At 41.0% G+C, this 17,438-nt stretch carries 14 protein-coding genes and 2 tRNA genes; 14 read left to right on the forward strand and 2 right to left on the reverse strand.

Features of this window, described 5'->3' with window-relative positions:
- Window positions 1–110 precede the first annotated feature (110 nt).
- The 4 genes from rpoC to ACJHV0_RS02795 all read left to right on the forward strand — a co-directional run bounded on the left by rpoC (window position 111) and on the right by ACJHV0_RS02795 (window position 5,823).
- Window positions 111–4,394, forward strand: coding sequence for a DNA-directed RNA polymerase subunit beta' (gene rpoC, locus ACJHV0_RS02780; protein ID WP_483133320.1), 4,284 nt, complete (start codon window positions 111–113; stop codon window positions 4,392–4,394).
- A 212-nt stretch (window positions 4,395–4,606) separates the two neighbouring features.
- A complete protein-coding gene (locus ACJHV0_RS02785; RefSeq protein ID WP_025235151.1) occupies window positions 4,607–4,963 on the forward strand; it encodes a helix-turn-helix domain-containing protein in 357 nt (118 codons plus the stop codon).
- Window positions 4,963–5,490 (forward strand): ImmA/IrrE family metallo-endopeptidase, encoded by a 528-nt coding sequence (locus ACJHV0_RS02790; RefSeq protein ID WP_025235152.1) that lies wholly within the window; start codon window positions 4,963–4,965, stop codon window positions 5,488–5,490. Before ACJHV0_RS02785 ends, ACJHV0_RS02790 begins: the two co-directional genes overlap by 1 nt.
- Window positions 5,491–5,685: 195 nt before the next feature.
- Window positions 5,686–5,823, forward strand: a complete 138-nt coding sequence (locus tag ACJHV0_RS02795; RefSeq protein ID WP_200865317.1) for a hypothetical protein — start codon at window positions 5,686–5,688, stop codon at window positions 5,821–5,823.
- A gap of 172 nt (window positions 5,824–5,995) precedes the next feature.
- Here ACJHV0_RS02795 and hemL read toward each other — a convergent pair whose 3' ends face one another.
- On the reverse strand, window positions 5,996–7,276 hold the full coding sequence (gene hemL, locus ACJHV0_RS02800; protein WP_483133321.1) for a glutamate-1-semialdehyde 2,1-aminomutase: 1,281 nt from the start codon (window positions 7,274–7,276) through the stop codon (window positions 5,996–5,998).
- 142 nt (window positions 7,277–7,418) lie between these two features.
- Here hemL and wecA point away from each other — a divergent pair, with 142 nt between their 5' ends.
- Genes wecA through rffA form a run of 5 tightly spaced genes read left to right on the forward strand, consistent with a single transcriptional unit; the run spans window position 7,419 to window position 12,375 of the window.
- The gene (gene wecA, locus ACJHV0_RS02805) at window positions 7,419–8,483 is read left to right on the forward strand and encodes a UDP-N-acetylglucosamine--undecaprenyl-phosphate N-acetylglucosaminephosphotransferase (RefSeq protein WP_283386515.1); all 1,065 of its coding nucleotides are present in this window, start codon (window positions 7,419–7,421) and stop codon (window positions 8,481–8,483) included.
- An 11-nt stretch (window positions 8,484–8,494) separates the two neighbouring features.
- Window positions 8,495–9,304, forward strand: a complete 810-nt coding sequence (locus ACJHV0_RS02810) for an LPS chain length-determining protein (protein ID WP_483133322.1) — start codon at window positions 8,495–8,497, stop codon at window positions 9,302–9,304.
- Window positions 9,305–9,353: 49 nt separating this feature from the next.
- Window positions 9,354–10,598: a UDP-N-acetyl-D-mannosamine dehydrogenase gene (gene wecC, locus ACJHV0_RS02815; RefSeq protein ID WP_483133323.1), complete on the forward strand. Its 1,245-nt coding sequence runs from the start codon at window positions 9,354–9,356 to the stop codon at window positions 10,596–10,598.
- Window positions 10,586–11,230, forward strand: coding sequence for a dTDP-4-amino-4,6-dideoxy-D-galactose acyltransferase (gene rffC / locus ACJHV0_RS02820; protein ID WP_483133324.1), 645 nt, complete (start codon window positions 10,586–10,588; stop codon window positions 11,228–11,230). The genes wecC and rffC overlap by 13 nt, the downstream gene beginning before the upstream one ends.
- The gene (gene rffA / locus ACJHV0_RS02825) at window positions 11,227–12,375 is read left to right on the forward strand and encodes a dTDP-4-amino-4,6-dideoxygalactose transaminase (RefSeq protein WP_483133325.1); all 1,149 of its coding nucleotides are present in this window, start codon (window positions 11,227–11,229) and stop codon (window positions 12,373–12,375) included. The genes rffC and rffA overlap by 4 nt, the downstream gene beginning before the upstream one ends.
- 34 nt (window positions 12,376–12,409) lie before the next feature.
- On the opposite strand, the gene glnA is transcribed toward rffA, so the two are convergent.
- Window positions 12,410–13,831, reverse strand: coding sequence for a type I glutamate--ammonia ligase (glnA, locus tag ACJHV0_RS02830; protein WP_334255606.1), 1,422 nt, complete (start codon window positions 13,829–13,831; stop codon window positions 12,410–12,412).
- Window positions 13,832–14,004: 173 nt separating this feature from the next.
- Between glnA and ACJHV0_RS02835 the strand changes: the two genes are divergently transcribed.
- From ACJHV0_RS02835 to ACJHV0_RS02855, 5 genes are all read left to right on the forward strand, one after another.
- On the forward strand, window positions 14,005–15,075 hold the full coding sequence (locus tag ACJHV0_RS02835; RefSeq protein WP_483133326.1) for a TDP-N-acetylfucosamine:lipid II N-acetylfucosaminyltransferase family protein: 1,071 nt from the start codon (window positions 14,005–14,007) through the stop codon (window positions 15,073–15,075).
- A complete protein-coding gene (locus tag ACJHV0_RS02840; RefSeq protein ID WP_483133327.1) occupies window positions 15,068–16,333 on the forward strand; it encodes a WzyE family oligosaccharide polymerase in 1,266 nt (421 codons plus the stop codon). Before ACJHV0_RS02835 ends, ACJHV0_RS02840 begins: the two co-directional genes overlap by 8 nt.
- Window positions 16,323–17,045, forward strand: a complete 723-nt coding sequence (gene wecG / locus ACJHV0_RS02845) for a lipopolysaccharide N-acetylmannosaminouronosyltransferase (RefSeq protein ID WP_483133328.1) — start codon at window positions 16,323–16,325, stop codon at window positions 17,043–17,045. The genes ACJHV0_RS02840 and wecG overlap by 11 nt, the downstream gene beginning before the upstream one ends.
- A 156-nt stretch (window positions 17,046–17,201) precedes the next feature.
- Window positions 17,202–17,278, forward strand: a tRNA-Arg gene (locus tag ACJHV0_RS02850).
- Between the two features lie 28 nt (window positions 17,279–17,306).
- Window positions 17,307–17,382: transfer RNA gene (locus ACJHV0_RS02855), tRNA-His, on the forward strand.
- Window positions 17,383–17,438: the final 56 nt, after the last annotated feature.

Below are 17,438 nucleotides of genomic sequence, written 5' to 3' on the forward strand. Positions count from 1 at the left end.
AAGCGGTTAAATTTCGTAAAAATTTTGCAAAATCTAACCGCTTGTAGACAAAATTTACTCGCTCGGCTAATGGCGGGGCGAACTTAAAAACCTACCCTAGGGGCAAAAAAGTGAAAGACTTAGTGAAGTTTTTAAAAGCACAAACAAAATCAAGCGATGATTTTGATGTGATTAAAATTGGTTTAGCATCACCGGACAAGATCCGTTCTTGGTCGTTCGGTGAAGTAAAAAAACCGGAAACGATTAACTACCGTACCTTCAAACCAGAGCGTGATGGTTTATTCTGTGCACGTATTTTCGGACCGGTAAAAGATTACGAGTGTTTATGTGGTAAATATAAACGTTTAAAACATCGTGGTGTAATTTGTGAAAAATGCGGTGTTGAAGTAACCCAAACTAAAGTACGCCGTGAGCGTATGGGGCATATCGAATTAGCGTGTCCGGTTGCCCATATTTGGTTCTTAAAATCACTTCCGTCCCGTATCGGCTTAATTTTAGATATGCCGTTACGTGATATTGAACGTGTACTTTATTTCGAAAGCTATGTGGTAACTGAACCGGGTATGACTGATTTAGAGAAAAATCAGCTATTAACCGAAGAACAGTTTATGGATGCTGAAGAACGTTGGGGCGATGAGTTTGAAGCGAAAATGGGTGCAGAAGGTATCCAAGCCTTACTTCGTGATTTAGATTTAGAGCACCAATGCGAAGTATTGCGTGAAGAGTTACAAGAAACCAACTCTGAAACCAAACGTAAAAAAATCACTAAACGTTTAAAAACTTTAGAAGCATTCTTGCAATCAGGCAACAAACCTGAGTGGATGGTAATGACAGTATTACCGGTATTGCCACCGGATTTACGTCCGTTAGTTCCGCTTGATGGTGGTCGTTTTGCAACGTCTGACTTAAACGATTTATATCGCCGTGTAATCAACCGTAATAACCGTTTAAAACGCTTATTAGACTTAGTTGCACCGGATATCATCGTGCGTAACGAAAAACGTATGTTACAAGAGTCTGTGGATGCGTTATTAGACAACGGTCGTCGTGGTCGTGCAATCACGGGTTCTAACAAACGTCCATTAAAATCACTTGCGGATATGATCAAAGGTAAACAAGGTCGTTTCCGTCAAAACTTATTAGGTAAACGTGTAGACTATTCAGGTCGTTCGGTAATTACCGTAGGTCCATACTTACGCTTACACCAATGTGGTTTACCGAAAAAAATGGCATTGGAATTATTCCGTCCGTTTATCTACTCTAAATTAGAATCTCGTGGCATTGCATCAACTATCAAAGCTGCGAAGAAAATGGTAGAACGTGAAGATCCGATCGTATGGGATATTCTTGCAGAAGTTATCCGTGAGCATCCGATTCTTCTGAACCGTGCACCAACGCTTCACCGTTTAGGTATTCAAGCGTTTGAACCGTTACTGATCGAAGGTAAAGCAATCCAATTACACCCACTTGTGTGTGCGGCGTTCAACGCGGACTTCGATGGAGACCAAATGGCGGTACACGTTCCATTAACACTTGAAGCTCAGTTAGAAGCTCGTGCGTTAATGATGTCTACCAACAACGTACTTTCACCGGCAAGTGGTGATCCGATTATCGTACCATCTCAAGACGTTGTATTAGGCTTGTACTATATGACCCGTGAGAAAGTAAACGGTAAAGGCGAAGGAATGTACTTCCTAGACCCACGTGAAGCGGAAAAAGCTTACCGTACCGGTCAGGCAGAATTACACTCTCGTGTTAAAGTGCGTGTAACCGAATATGAGAAAAATGAAACAGGCGAGTTTGTTGCTAAAACTGAATTAGTGGATACCACTATCGGTCGTGCAATCTTATGGATGATTGCACCAAAAGGTATGCCATTTAGCTTATTCAACCAAACATTAGGTAAAAAAGCGATCTCGAAATTAATTAACGAGAGCTACCGTCGTTTAGGCTTGAAAGAGTCTGTGGTTTTAGCTGACCAAATTATGTACACAGGTTTCGCCTACGCGGCACGTTCAGGTGCATCGGTTGGTATTGATGATATGGTTATCCCAGAACAAAAATACTCAATCATTGAAGCAGCTGAAGCAGAAGTTGCTGAAATTCAAGAGCAATTCAATGGCGGTCTAGTAACTGCCGGTGAGCGTTATAACAAAGTAATCGATATTTGGGCGGCGGCAAACGAACGTGTTGCAAAAGCGATGATGGAAAACCTTTCAACGGAAGAAGTCATCAACCGTGAAGGTAATCCTGAAAAACAAGCATCATTCAACAGCATCTTTATGATGGCAGACTCCGGTGCTCGTGGTTCTGCGGCACAGATTCGTCAGTTAGCGGGTATGCGTGGCTTGATGGCACGTCCGGATGGTTCGATTATCGAAACGCCGATCACGGCAAACTTCCGTGAAGGCTTGAACGTTCTTCAGTACTTTATTTCTACCCACGGTGCACGTAAGGGTCTTGCGGATACGGCATTAAAAACAGCGAACTCAGGTTACTTAACCCGTCGTTTAGTGGATGTAGCACAAGATTTAGTGATCATCGAAGATGACTGTGGTACACACGAAGGTATCGTGATGACCCCATTAATCGAGGGTGGTGATGTAAAAGAAGCTCTGCGTGATCGTGTATTAGGTCGTGTGGTAGCGGAAGATGTGTTAAAACCGGGTACAGATGAAGTATTAATTCCACGTAATACCTTATTAGATGAAAAATGGTGTGATGTGGTGGATCGTGAGTCAGTTGATGTGATCAAAGTTCGTTCGGTGGTAACTTGTGATACAGACTTCGGTGTGTGTGCAAAATGTTACGGACGTGATCTCGCACGTGGACACTTAATTAATCAAGGTGAAGCAGTGGGTGTTATTGCGGCACAATCAATCGGTGAGCCGGGTACACAGTTAACGATGCGTACGTTCCATATCGGTGGTGCGGCATCTGCGGCAGCGAAAGAATCTAGCATTCAAGTGAAAAATGCAGGTACGATTAAGCTTACTAACGCGAAATTCGTAACTAACAAAGACGGCAAAATCGTATTAACTTCACGTAACACGGAATTAACTGTTATCGATACCTTTGGTCGTACCAAAGAAAACTACAAAGTGCCTTACGGTGCAGTGTTATCGAAAAATGACGGTGCAGAAGTAAATGCAGGTGAAGTAGTAGCAAACTGGGATCCGCACACAATGCCGGTTATCTCAGAGGTATCAGGTCGTATCCAATTTAGCGACATCGTTGATGGCTTAACGGTAACGCGTCAAACTGACGAATTAACAGGTTTATCATCAATCGTAGTACAAGATGTGGGTGAACGTGCAACAGCAGGTAAAGATTTACGTCCGGCACTACGTTTAGTTGATAGTAACGGTAACGATATCTTAATTCCGGGTACAGACGTTCCGGCACAATACTTCTTACCGGGTAAAGCGATTGTAACCTTAGATGACGGTGCAGAAATCGCGGTGGGTGAAGCGTTAGCTCGTATTCCACAAGAATCTGTAGGAACGAAAGATATTACCGGTGGTCTTCCACGCGTAGCAGATTTATTTGAAGCACGTAAACCGAAAGATCCGGCAATCTTGGCGGAAATTTCAGGTATCGTATCATTCGGTAAAGAAACCAAGGGTAAACGCCGCTTGGTAATTACTCCGGCTGAAGGCGAAGCGTACGAAGAAATGATTCCAAAATGGCGTCAATTAAACGTATTCGAAGGCGAGATGGTACAACGTGGTGATGTAATCTCTGATGGTGCAGAAACTCCACACGATATCTTGCGTTTACGTGGCGTACACGCAGTAACAGACTACATTGTAAACGAAGTACAAGAAGTTTACCGCTTACAAGGGGTAAAAATTAACGATAAACACATTGAGGTTATCGTTCGCCAAATGTTACGTAAAGCAACCATCACTAGCGCTTACGACTCTGAATTCCTAGACGGAGAACAAGTAGAAGTAGCTCGTGTGAAAATTGCTAACCGCAAACGTGAAGCAGAAGGCAAACCACTTGTTGAGTTCGAACGTGAATTGCTTGGTATTACCAAAGCATCACTTGCAACAGAAAGCTTTATTTCTGCGGCATCGTTCCAGGAAACCACTCGTGTGCTTACTGAAGCAGCAGTGGCAGGTAAACAAGATGAGTTACGTGGCTTAAAAGAAAACGTAATCGTTGGTCGCTTAATCCCGGCAGGTACAGGTTTTGCTTACCACCAAGCTCGTGCGAAAAAACGTGCACAACTTGAAGCAGGCATCGCAGTAGCCCCTGAGTTTGAAGCTCCAGCTACAAAAGCAAATTCATTTGTAACCGATGCAGACATCGAAGCTGAATTTGAATTTGTTGCAGACGATGCAACCCAAAGTTTAGCAGCGTTGTTAAATGCGGGTGAGGAAGAGTAATAGCTCGTAGGGTGTGGTGGTGCTGCCACACCGATAAATTAAACGAAGCCCCTAGAATGGAAGTTCTAGGGGCTTTGTTCATAAAATATTCACTTGATTGTTGATTAAATAAGTAATATTTGCATTAAATTAACCTGGATGTTAATATTTTAACTGATAGGTTAATTTAGCTGATTGAAAGCTAAGATTTATCTTATGTAAAGGAGTGTATCATGAAACTAACAAATTTTGGTAAATTTATAAGGGGGTATCGAGGGGTTCATAATATCTTACTAAAACAAATGGCGGATGCTTTAGGTTTTAGTTCAGCATTTCTTTCATCCATAGAGAATGGTAATAAACCAATTCCCCAAGATATAGAACAAAAATTAATTAATAGTTATACCTTTACTGATGAAGAAAAAGAAGATTTATATCGATCTATTGATACAACGAGAAAGCAAAGTACTATCGAAATTCCACAAAATTCCTTAGATCAGATGTTAGTTGGTGCGTTTTGTCGTAATTTCAATGAGTTAGATGAATCAAGAAAACAAGAATTATTGAACTTATTAAAAGGAGTTAAATAATGAGTTCTGTATTTTATCAAGAGGGGTTTTCAGTCCCTGCGCTATCTAAACAAAAAATTGATACTATTACTCAGTTTATTCGAAAGGCTAACCCACATTGGGTAAATGAACATGGTGCAATAGATGTGCTTGCCTTGTTGGAATTTGAATATCAGAAATATCATATACTTCCAGATAATGAAATGAAAGGTATTCTTGGATTAACGTTACCAACAGGTGATATTCTATTAAGACAAAGTGTTTATGATGGTGCATGTGATGGTAATGGTAGAGATCGATTTACTATCGCACATGAGATTGGGCATGGTATATTGCATCAAGAATATATTGGTTTAGCTCGCCCAGTAGGAAGCAGTACTAAAATTTATTGTAATGCAGAATGGCAAGCGAATGAATTTGCAGGAAGACTTTTATTACCAGACAGCTATATAGCACTCTATCAAGATATGTCTGTTGGAGATATTGCAGAATTATTCGGTGTTAGCTATGAATGTGCTCAAACAAGAATAGCTAAATTTGGCAAATAAAAACCCAATCATAAAGATTGGGTTTATGGAGAGTAAAGATATTGGCGTATCAATACTCGATATTGTTCTCCTTCCGCAATATCCAAAGCATATTGAAGAACAAACTTTCTGAAAAAAGTGTTCGCTATTTTAAACTAATCGATATGTTGTTGTCTACGAGCAAGTGAAGGTAATTAAACCTTTGAGGTAAATAATATGCAACAGCATAAACCTGCTCCTAAAGGCTTTAAATGGATTTGTACACCGCAACGGAAAGTACGTGGTAAATCCTCAAAAGTCTTATATGCAAAGGACTATGGTTATCAAGCTTGGTGCTTTTTAGTTCGAGCTTAACCTTTAATAAAGTTTATAGTTCTAAAAGATATAAAGTTATTCTTCTTGATAGCACCCGTCTTCTTACGGGTGCTTTTTTTAATGATACTGATAGTTTAAGTGTCTATGTTTGTGCCATTCTGTACTATACAAGCGGTCAAATTTCCCCAAAACCCAATCGCTTGTAAATTTCTTAAAGCTCCCCAAACGCCTTATCCGCAGCCTCTAGCGTGCGAGCAATATCTTCATCACTGTGAGCTAAAGACATAAATCCTGCCTCGAATGCTGATGGGGCTAAATAGACACCTTGCTCTAACATTAAGTGGAAGAAGCGGTTGAATTTGGCGGCATCGCATTTCATTACTTCTTGGAAGTTGTTTACTGCTTTTTGTTCGGTGAAGAATAAGCCAAACATTCCGCCAACGTATTGCACGGTAAGCGGTACATTGTGTTTATCTGCAAGAGCTTTAAAGCCTTCGGCTAACACTTTAGTTTGAGCGGCTAAGCGTTCTTCATTGCCAGCTTTGGAAAGTTCGGTTAAGCACGCCAAACCTGCTGCCATTGCAATCGGGTTGCCGGAGAGTGTGCCGGCTTGGTAAACCGGGCCAGTTGGGGCGATGTGTTCCATAATTTCTTTTTTACCGCCGAATGCTCCTACCGGCATACCGCCGCCGATAATTTTGCCGAGTGTAGTTAAATCAGGTGTAACGCCGTAGTAAGATTGAGCTCCACCAAGTGCGACACGGAAGCCTGTCATTACTTCATCAATAATAAATACTGCACCGTATTGAGTACAAAGCTCACGTAAGCCTTGCAAAAAGCCTTCTTGGGGCGGAATACAGTTCATATTACCGGCAACGGGCTCAACAATTAAACAAGCGATCTCATTTGGATATTGTTCAAATGCTGCTTTTACCGAATCTAAATCGTTATAAGTGCAAGTAAGCGTGTGTTTTGCAAAATCTGCCGGTACGCCCGGACCACTTGGCTGACCAAGTGTTAAAGCACCTGAACCGGCTTTCACTAGAAGTGAATCAGAATGCCCGTGGTAGCAGCCTTCAAATTTGATGATTTTATCTCGCCCTGTGTAGCCACGAGCTAAGCGAATAGCAGACATTGTAGCTTCTGTGCCGGAGCTTACCATTCTCACCATTTCAATCGATGGTACTAATTTGCAGACTAATTCGGCAAGGGTGATTTCAGCCGCAGTTGGAGCACCGAAACTTAAGCCGTTTGGCACGGCTTTTAATACGGCATCAATAATAGCCGGGTGGTTATGTCCTAGCACCATTGGTCCCCAAGAACCAACGTAGTCGATATATTGTTTGCCATCGCTATCCGTAATATAAGCACCTGCGGCTTTTTCAATAAAAACAGGTGTGCCACCGACACCTTTGAATGCACGAACGGGGGAGTTTACCCCGCCCGGAATCACTTTTTGGGCTTGTTCAAATAGTTGTTCTGACATTGACATAATAATTCCTTTTCAGTTTTGATAAATTTGCTCTCTATTGTACTGAAAAGCCCCTATTTTCGCTAAAAAATTTTGCGACTTTGCTGCCTTGTGCTATGCTGAACATCTATTTTATTGCTCATTTTTTTGAGGTAATCCCACTATGTGGCTTACTTTTCTTACCGTTTTTATCGTTTCGTTTCTTGCCTTAATCGTTATGCGACCAGTGGCGGAATTTGTGGGTTTAGTCGATAAACCAAACTTTCGTAAACGCCATCAAGGTTTAATCCCGTTAATTGGTGGTATTGCATTATTTATCGGTAATCTCACCTTTTATTTTATGCAGTGGCAAGATATGCGACTGCCGGAGCTTTATCTCACGGCAGTTTCTATTTTGCTGATTATCGGCGTGTTAGATGATCGCTTTGACATCAGTCCACTACTGCGAGCCGGCATTCAAGCCGCGTTAGCAGGGGCGATGATTTACAGTGGCTTATCGCTGAGCAGTTTAGGGCAGATAATCGCCCCATTTAGTATTGAGCTAGGCTGGCTTGGCATTGTATTTACCGTTTTCATTACGATTGGTGTTATTAATGCCTTCAATATGGTTGATGGTATTGATGGCTTATTAGCAGGACTTTCAAGTGTGAGCTTCGCAGGGCTTGGCACATTGATGTTTATTAAAGATGAGCCAACTTTAGGCTATTGGTGTTTTGCTATCATTCTTGTACTACTGCCGTATGCAATGTTCAACTTAAGTCTATTCGGTGCAAAATGGAAAGTATTTATGGGCGACTCAGGCAGTATGCTGATTGGCTTTACTATTATTTGGATTTTACTGTTAAGCACGCAGGGACAAGGCTCACCAATCAGCCCGATTACAGGGTTATGGTTGATTGCCGTTCCTCTTATTGATATGGTGGCAGTAATTATTCGCCGTTTGAAAAAAGGTAAAAGTCCGTTCAAACCTGACCGCTTGCATTTGCACCATTTAATGATGCGAGCAGGATTAACCTCTCGCCAAGCCCTGTTAGTGATTACACTTTGGGCTGGTTTTTGTGCCACACTTGGCATATTGGGCGAAGTATATTACTGGAACCAATGGGTAATGATGTTGATGTTCATCGGTTTGTTCTTTTTATACGCCTATTCAATTACCCACGCGTGGCGTATAACGCGTTTTATTCGCCGTTTGAAACGCCGTGCAAAACGCACTAAACAAGTTTAAAGGAAATTGTTGTGAAAACGCTATTTTATCGTTTTTTAGTTCTGATTTTATTTGCTGCCATTGGGGGCGGTGCCGGTTATGGTTTGAGTTATACTCAGCCTGAAAAATGGCAAGTAACCGCTCAGTTTGAGCAACCGAGCATTCCTGATTTAGGTAATTATTATTCGTTGCTTTCTACTTATCGGTTTTTGAGTAGTAATACGCCGGAACTCAGTAGCCAAGCTTCCCAGAAAGATGCGGTGGAACAAGCCTATGAGGAATTTCAACGCAATTTGAACTCTGCTGATTTGCTTCAAGCTTACTTATTAGAAAATGACGTGGTAAAGCTAAAGGCTCAAGTTGAGAAAAAATCGACAGCGATTGTGGCGGCTGAATTGGTTGAGCAGTTTAGTTTCCAAAAAGATGTAACCACTTCTGCCGATAATCTGAGTTTAACTTTAGAAAATGCAGAAGATGCTCAAAAATTATTAACGGATTTTATTCCACTGGTAAATACTCAAGCTCGTGAGAAGTTAAACGCCGATTTAATTGCGAAATGGAAGGTATTATTCCAACAAATTAAAACTGCTTCAGAGTTAAATGTTGGAACAAAAGGTAATCAAGACTGGGCGGCAAAATTGCAAATGATGCGTTCGGTTCAGCCATTGGATAACCAATTAAAAGCTTATCGTTTAGTGAAATCGCCTGCTATTCCACTAAAAGCAGAATCGCCGGAGCGACTGTTTTGGTTAATGGTTGGAGCATTAGGCGGATTGCTTATCGGCTTTATGTTAAGTTTTGCAGTAAGAGCAAAAACTAATGTAGCATTAGAAGAAGTATAATTAAAATGGCACACGCGTAGTGTGCCATTTCTCTTTTTAATGGGTAAAGATGCAAAAAACTAAATTTAATCGAATTTGTATTATTGGCTTAGGCTATATAGGGTTACCAACGGCGGTGGCTTTTGCCAATGCAGGTAAGCAAGTAATTGGGGTGGATATTAATGAGCAAGTTGTAGCAAGCCTCAAGCAAGGCAAAATTCATATTATTGAGCCTGATTTGCAAACAGCCTTTACACAAGCGGTCAAAAATGGATATTTTTTTGCAACTCAAACGCCTGAGGAGGCGGATGCCTTTATTATTGCAGTGCCAACGCCACTATTAGGGAAAAAGCCCGATCTCTCCTATATGCAAAATGCTGCTTTAGCTATCGCCCCTTATTTACGCAAAGGGAATTTGGTGGTGCTTGAGTCCACTTCGCCTGTCGGTACAACAGAAAAATTAGCCGAGTGGTTAAGCCAAGCTCGTTCCGATTTAGCCTTTCCTGCCGATGTGCATATTGCCTACTGCCCTGAACGTGTTTTACCCGGCAGAATAATGACAGAATTGGTGGAAAATAACCGCATTATTGGTGGTTTAACCCCCCAATGCAGCCAACAAGCGGTCGATTTATACCAAATTTTTGCAAAAGGGAATTGTATTTCAACCCAAGCTCGCACGGCTGAAATGTGTAAGCTGGTGGAAAATAGCTTTCGTGATGTAAATATCGCTTTTGCCAACGAACTTTCAATGATTTGCGATGAGCTAGATATTAACGTGTGGGAGCTCATTGAGCTTGCCAATCAGCATCCAAGAGTGAATATTCTACAACCCGGAGCTGGCGTGGGCGGACATTGCATTGCGGTTGATCCTTGGTTTATTGTTTCTCAATCGCCTCAATTAGCCCGTTTAATTCGCACTGCACGGGAAGTAAATAATGCCAAGCCGCAATGGGTGTTAGAAAAACTCAAAGCCCTTGTGGCGGATTGTGTGGTAGAGAAAAATTGTAAACCCGGTGATCTAACCATTGCTTGTTTCGGTTTAGCCTTTAAGCCGGATATTGATGATTTGCGAGAAAGCCCAGCCCTAGCAATTACCCAACAGATAGCTCGATGGCATAAAGGCAGAGTGATGGCGGTTGAACCAAATATTCAGACTTTATCGTTAGAAAATGTAATATTAGTTGATACTGTTACAGCACTTTCCCAAGCCGATATTATTGTTCTATTGGTTGATCATACACCATTCAAACAAATCTCAATTGATCGTGTGAAACAAAAATATCTGCTTGATTGCAGAGGGATATGGTTAAGATGATAAGGGCGGATAAATGGCTCTCTGATTTTTTCGGCAGAGAAATCGTGCAAGCAAAAGTAGCGGCTGATAATTTTGTTCACATAGACCGACTGCAAAAACAAGGTTTTATCTTTGTAGAAGGCGAGGTGGAACTTGCATTCGATCTTGTAAAATTTTCGCAAAATCCGACCGCTTGTAGTGAAGCAAAGATGTCTGATTTGCCTGAGTTAATTTCATTATTTGGTTCTGCTTTTCCAAATAGCCGTTTCCGCCCGCCTTATTTTTCTATAGAGGAAAATCAACGTTTTTATCAAACGTGGATTGAAAATGCAGTGAAAGGCGAATTTGATGATATTTGCCTGATTAAACGAAATGAATTAGGGCAACTTCAAGGGGCGATTACTGTTCGTTTATTAGCCGGCAAGCAAGCTAAAATTGGCTTATTGGCGGTAGAGCCTCGTTTTCAGCAACAAGGGATTGGTTCTGCGTTGTTGCACGCTGCAATCTATTGGGCGAAGCAACAGCAGGTAGATAAGTTATTTGTTGCTACGCAAAGTAGTAATCTGAAGGCTGCTCGGTTGTACCAATCTCTAGGGGCAAATATACAAGCGGTCTATTATTGGTTTTATCCTGCAATTTCAAGCAATTTATGAAAAATACAGATCTTATCCCATTCAATCAACCACCGATTATTGGCTCGGAACTTGGCTATATTCAACAAGCAATGGCGAGCGGAAAGCTATCAGGCAATGGTAAATTTACCCATTTGTGCGAACAGTGGCTGGAGAAAAACCTCACGCACAGTAAAGTGCTACTCACACCTTCTTGCACGGCAGCCTTAGAAATGGCAGCGATTTTGTTGGATATTCAGCCTGGTGATGAAGTGATTATGCCAAGTTACACTTTTGTTTCTACTGCCAACGCTTTTGTGTTGCGTGGGGCGAAAATCGTGTTTGTGGATATTCGCCCTGATACAATGAATATTGATGAAAACCAAATCGAGCAAGCAATCACACCGAAAACCAAAGCCATTGTGCCTGTGCATTATGCCGGTGTGGCGTGCGAGATGGAAAAAATTATGGCGATTGCTGAAAAGCACGGGCTTTATGTAGTGGAAGATGCCGCTCAAGCTGTTAATGCGTTTTATCAAGGCAGAGCCTTAGGCTCAATCGGGCATATCGGGTGCTATAGTTTCCACGAAACCAAAAATTACTCGGCAGGTGGTGAAGGTGGAGCGATCGTGTTGAATGATCCGACATTGATCGCTAGAGCAGAGATTTTACGGGAAAAAGGCACGGATCGAAGCCGGTTTTTTCGTGGTGAGGTGGATAAATACCGTTGGCAGGATATTGGATCGAGTTTTTTAATGTCGGAAATTCAAGCTGCCTATTTGTATGCTCAACTTGAAGTGGCAGATAAAATTAATCAAAAACGATTAACTTTGTGGCAGAACTATTTGCAAGCCTTTTTGCCGTTGGCTCAAACAGGCAGAGTAGTGCTACCAAGTTCGGAAGAACAATATCAACATAATGGGCATTTGTTTTATCTGAAACTGAAAGATTTAGCTGAACGTTCGGCGTTTATTGCGTTTATGAAAGCTCAAAAGATCTTAACAGTGTTTCATTATGTACCGTTACATTCCAGCCCTGCCGGGGGGAAGTTTGGCAGATTTAGTGGGGAAGATTGTTTTACTACAAAAGAAAGTGAACGATTAGTGAGATTGCCGCTCTTTTATAATTTCACTGAACAAGAACAATCTAGAGTTATTGAGGCGGTGATAAGCTTTTTCGAACAATGAAAAAACGGCTGAGATTATTCTCAGCCGTTCTCTATTATGAATAATAAAGTTCAAATTCTACCGGGTGTGGGGTCATATTCACACGCTCCACTTCTTTGCGGCGAATGCCGATATACGCATCAATAAAATCTTTAGTGAACACGCCACCTTGAGTTAAGAATTCAAAGTCATTGCTTAACGCATCAAGAGCAGATTCTAACGATGAAGCAACTGTTGGAATATCTTTTAACTCTTCCGGTGGTAAATCATATAGGTTCTTATCCATTGCATCGCCCGGGTGGATTTTATTGATCACACCGTCTAAACCTGCCATTAATAATGCGGCAAAGCAAAGGTAAGGGTTCGCCATTGGGTCTGGGAAGCGAGCTTCTACACGAGTCGCTTTCGGGCTGGTTACTGCCGGAATACGGATAGATGCTGAGCGGTTACTTGCCGAATATGCTAACAATACTGGAGCTTCAAAGCCCGGCACTAAGCGTTTGTATGAGTTAGTCGTTGGGTTGGTGAAGGCATTTAATGCTTTAGCGTGTTTGATGATACCACCGATATAGTAAAGGGCAGTTTCAGATAAGCCTGCGTATTTGTCGCCCATAAAGACGTTTTTGCCGTCTTTGCTTAACGACATATTACAGTGCATTCCCGAACCGTTATCACCTGCGAATGGCTTTGGCATAAAACACGCTGTTTTACCGTGTTCAACCGCTACATTTTGCACGATGTATTTGTAAATTTGGGTTTCGTCCGCTTTTAACGTTAAGCTGTTGAATTTGGTTGCGATCTCATTTTGACCCGCAGTTGCCACTTCGTGGTGATGAGCTTCGATCACTAAGCCCATTTCTTCCATCAGTAAGCACATTTCTGAGCGAATATCGTGAGCAGTATCAATTGGGGCAATCGCACAGTAGCCGCCTTTTTTCAATGGGCGATAGCCATTGTTACCGTCTTCAAATTTACGGTTGGTATTCCAAGCGGCTTCAACATCATCAATTTTGTATGAGACATTGTTCATCTCGGTGCTGAAACGCACATCGTCAAACAGGAAAAATTCCGGCTCAGGTCCGAACATCACGCTGTCGGCAATACCGGTAGATTTTAAATAGTTTTCCGCACGTTGAGCGATAGAGCGAGGGTCGCGGTCATAAGACTGCATTGTGTTAGGGTCGTAAATTGAACAGCGGATAGTGAGGGTAGGAATGCGAGCGAAAGGATCAACAACAGCAGTTTCGGCAATTGGCATTAAAAGCATATCGGCTTTATTAATCGCTTTCCAGCCCTCAACGGACGAGCCGTCGAACATTTTGCCTTCCTCAAATAAGTCTTCAAGATCATTGATGACCAAACTGACAGGTAATGAAACTCCGTGTTCTTTACCTTTAATATCAGTAAATTTTAATAAGACAAATTTGATGTCATTGTCTTGAATGAGTTTAGATACGTTAGCGATTGCGTTCGACATAATATAAGTATTCCTCGTAGCGAAATTAATAAATAAAAACTCGCACATCATAGCATTTTTTTAGCTGGAAATGTGATGTTTTTTAGTCGCATTTATGCAAAAGAAATTTCGGCAGAATTGTCAATTGTTGTTAAAATTAGAAGTATTTTTTGGCTGAAGGAAATTATAACGTTATGCAACCGATTTATCATATTTTAGGCTCGGATATTCCACACCATAATCAGCGTGTTTTAACGTTTTTTCAACAAGAGTTGCTACCTACGTTGCCGCCTTCTTCCCATTATTTTTATGTAGTGGGTAAGGATATGCTTAAAACCTATTTCCCTGATTTGGAGATAACGACTTTTTCTACTCAAAAACAAATTGCTCAAGCACTCATTGCAAAAAATCAGCAAAATCCGACCGCTTGTTTTATCTTACACGGTCAGTTTAATCTGTGGGTTTGGCTTGCCATTGCGTTAGGAAAATTATCAACAGAAAATATTATCTGGCATATTTGGGGAGCGGATTTATACGAAGTCTCTGCTTCTTGGAAATTTAGGTTATTTTATCCAATTAGGCGGTTTGCTCAACGTAAGTTAAAGCAGATTTGGGCGACAAGAGGGGATTTGGATTATTTCTGGCGACGTATAAGATCAAGAACGGAACAAGATCGGTTAATCTATTTCGCAACGAAATTGCCGGATCGACATAGCGTGCAGAGAGTTAAAAATGATCAATTAACTATTTTATTAGGCAATTCAGGCGATCCTTCTAATAATCATATTCAAGCATTAAAGGAAATCCAGCAGCGTTTGGGCAACAACGTACGAATTATTGTGCCAATGGGCTATCCGGCAAATAATGAATGCTATATTCAGCAAGTGGAAGCAGAGGGCAAGCGGTTATTTTTAGCGGAAAATTTGCAAATTCTGCGAGAAAAATTGGATTTTGACGAATATCTTTTATTGCTTTCACAATGCGATCTCGGCTATTTTGACTTTGAACGCCAACAAGGCATTGGTACGATTTGTTTGTTGATCCAACAGAATATTCCCTGCGTGCTGCACCCGAATAATCCGTTTGGTTTGGATATGCAAGCTGAGCAAGTGCCTTATCTGTTGGCGGAGAATATGACATTTTCAAAAATTCAAGCTGCCAAACAACAATTAGGTAATATGGATAAAAACAACATTGCGTTTTTTCCTCAAACTTATCTGAAATTATGGCAAACACAATTAACTGAATTGATACATAATGAATAATTTACTGTTTCTTGGCGGATTTTACCTCGTTTCCGTAGGGCTATTTTTAACCGTACTTTATCGGCTTTATCAGAAATCGGGCTTTACTTTCCATTTACTGTTCAGTCTGATCTATTTTATTACCTTTTACGCAGGCTTCCCGCTTTCTCTCGCAATGGCATTAGGCTTTGATTACTTACTCCCAAACATTGAACATCAATGGTTGGTGTTTATGACAAGCGGAGTGGGCTATTTCATTTATTTTGTCGTTTATTCTTACTGTTGCCGTTTTTCACTGCCGTTTGAGCCAAAATCTGCAAATTTTCAGGCAAAAATAACCGCTTGTATGTTGGCGTTAGTTGCCATTTCAACGTTATTTTACTTCCTTTATTTAAACGGTTTTCTCTTCTTTAAATTAGAAAAATATAGCCAGCTATTCGCCAAAGATTGGGTCGTGCTTTCAGCATTAAAACGTTTTTTCTACTTTTTATTGCCGGCTCTGCTGATTTTCTTCTTCTTATATAAGAACAAAAAAGCGTGGTGGGCGGTGTTGATTATCGGCGGATTATTTGGTTTATTAACTTATTTCGCCGTAGGTGGTACAAGGGCAAATTTAGCATTAGCGGTGGCATTTTTCTTGCTGATTGGCTTGCAGCAAAAGTATCTTTCACTATCCACTGTAGTCTGGCTAGGGTTAAGTGGTGTAATCGCAATGTTTTTCCTCGCTCTCGCTCGCTATAAATTGAATCTTTCTGCCAGTGAAACGATCTACACCTTTTTATATTTGAGCCGAGATACCTTTTCACCTTGGGAAAATCTCGCCCGCTTATTATCTTCTGATGTGGAATATCAAGGCTTAATGCCGATTGTGAGGGATTTTTATGTCTATATTCCACAATCTGTTTGGCAAGAACGCCCGGATATTGCTTGGAACACGGCAAATTATTTCACTAAAGTGATTTTGGGGAATCATTCAGGCTTAGCTATTTCACCCACATTATTAGGCTCTTTCTATATGATGGGCGGATTTGGAGCGATTGCGATTGGAATGGCGGTTGTAGCGTTTTTGATTAAAATGTTAGATAACTTTTTTACCTATGGAAAAGCAGTCAATTCTGCGTTAATTCAGGCGTATTGTTTCGGTAATTTGTTCAACTTGATTGTTTTAGTCCGAGAGGGAATGGACGCTTTTGTCTCTCGCTTCCTCTTTTTTACGATTGTTTTTGCCGTTTGTTGGCTATTAGCGAAGTTAATAGGTGGGAAACAAGATGTTCGATAACGTCATTATTCGTGGCATTAAGTTGCAAGCGGTCAAAAATCAGGAAATTTTTACCAATTTTTTAATGAATGAGAAGGGTATTCAACAAGGAAGGTTGATCGCTATTAATGCGGAAAAAGTGATTAATGCAGAAAAAAATCCACAGCTACACCAAGTGATTGCTGACGCTGAGTTTAACTATGCAGATGGGATCAGCATTGTTCAGTCGGTAAAAAAGAAATATCCAAATATGGAAATAGAAAGAATTGCAGGAGCAGATTTATGGGAAAAACTAATGCAAAAAGCAGGGGAGTTGAATGTGCCTGTTTTTTTAGTGGGTAGCACTTCTGAGAATTTAAAGTTAGTTGAAGCTAAGTTAGTGAAATGGAATGTCAATATTGTCGGCACGCATCACGGCTATTTTAATGAAGAAGATGAATACTCTCTTATTACCCAAATTAAGCAAAGTGGAGCGAAATTTATCAGTGTTGCAATGGGAACGCCAAAGCAAGAGCTATTTATTCAAAAAGTCTATAAAGAATATCCGCAGGCTCTTTATATGGGGGTAGGGGGAACTTACGATGTTTTTACCGGAAAGGCAAAAAGAGCACCTAAAATCTGGCAAAACTTAGGACTGGAGTGGTTGTATCGCTTATTACATCAACCCACACGTTGGCAACGACAACTCAATTTGCTGAGATATGCTTATTATTATGTAACGAATCAGCTCTAAAAATCAGCATATTTGATATTTATTACACGTTTTGAATAAAATAAAATCAAATGAGATGTTTTTTTAAATTTTTTTGAAAAAGTGCTAGACAAGGGGAATGGAAATCTATAATATACGCCTCCGTTGCGACGCAATAACTTATTGATGTAAATCAAAGCGTTCGTAGCTCAGTTGGATAGAGCGTTGGCCTCCGGAGCCAAAGGTCGCAAGTTCGAATCTTGTCGAGCGCGCCAGAGTCAATGCAGCACTATCAACACAATGGTGGCTATAGCTCAGTTGGTAGAGCCCTGGATTGTGATTCCAGTTGTCGTGGGTTCGAATCCCATTAGCCACCCCATTTTAAATATACTCTTAATGAGTAACTGACGGCGAGTAGCGCAGCTTGGTAGCGCA

The sequence above is a fragment of the Mannheimia sp. genome (assembly GCF_056854775.1).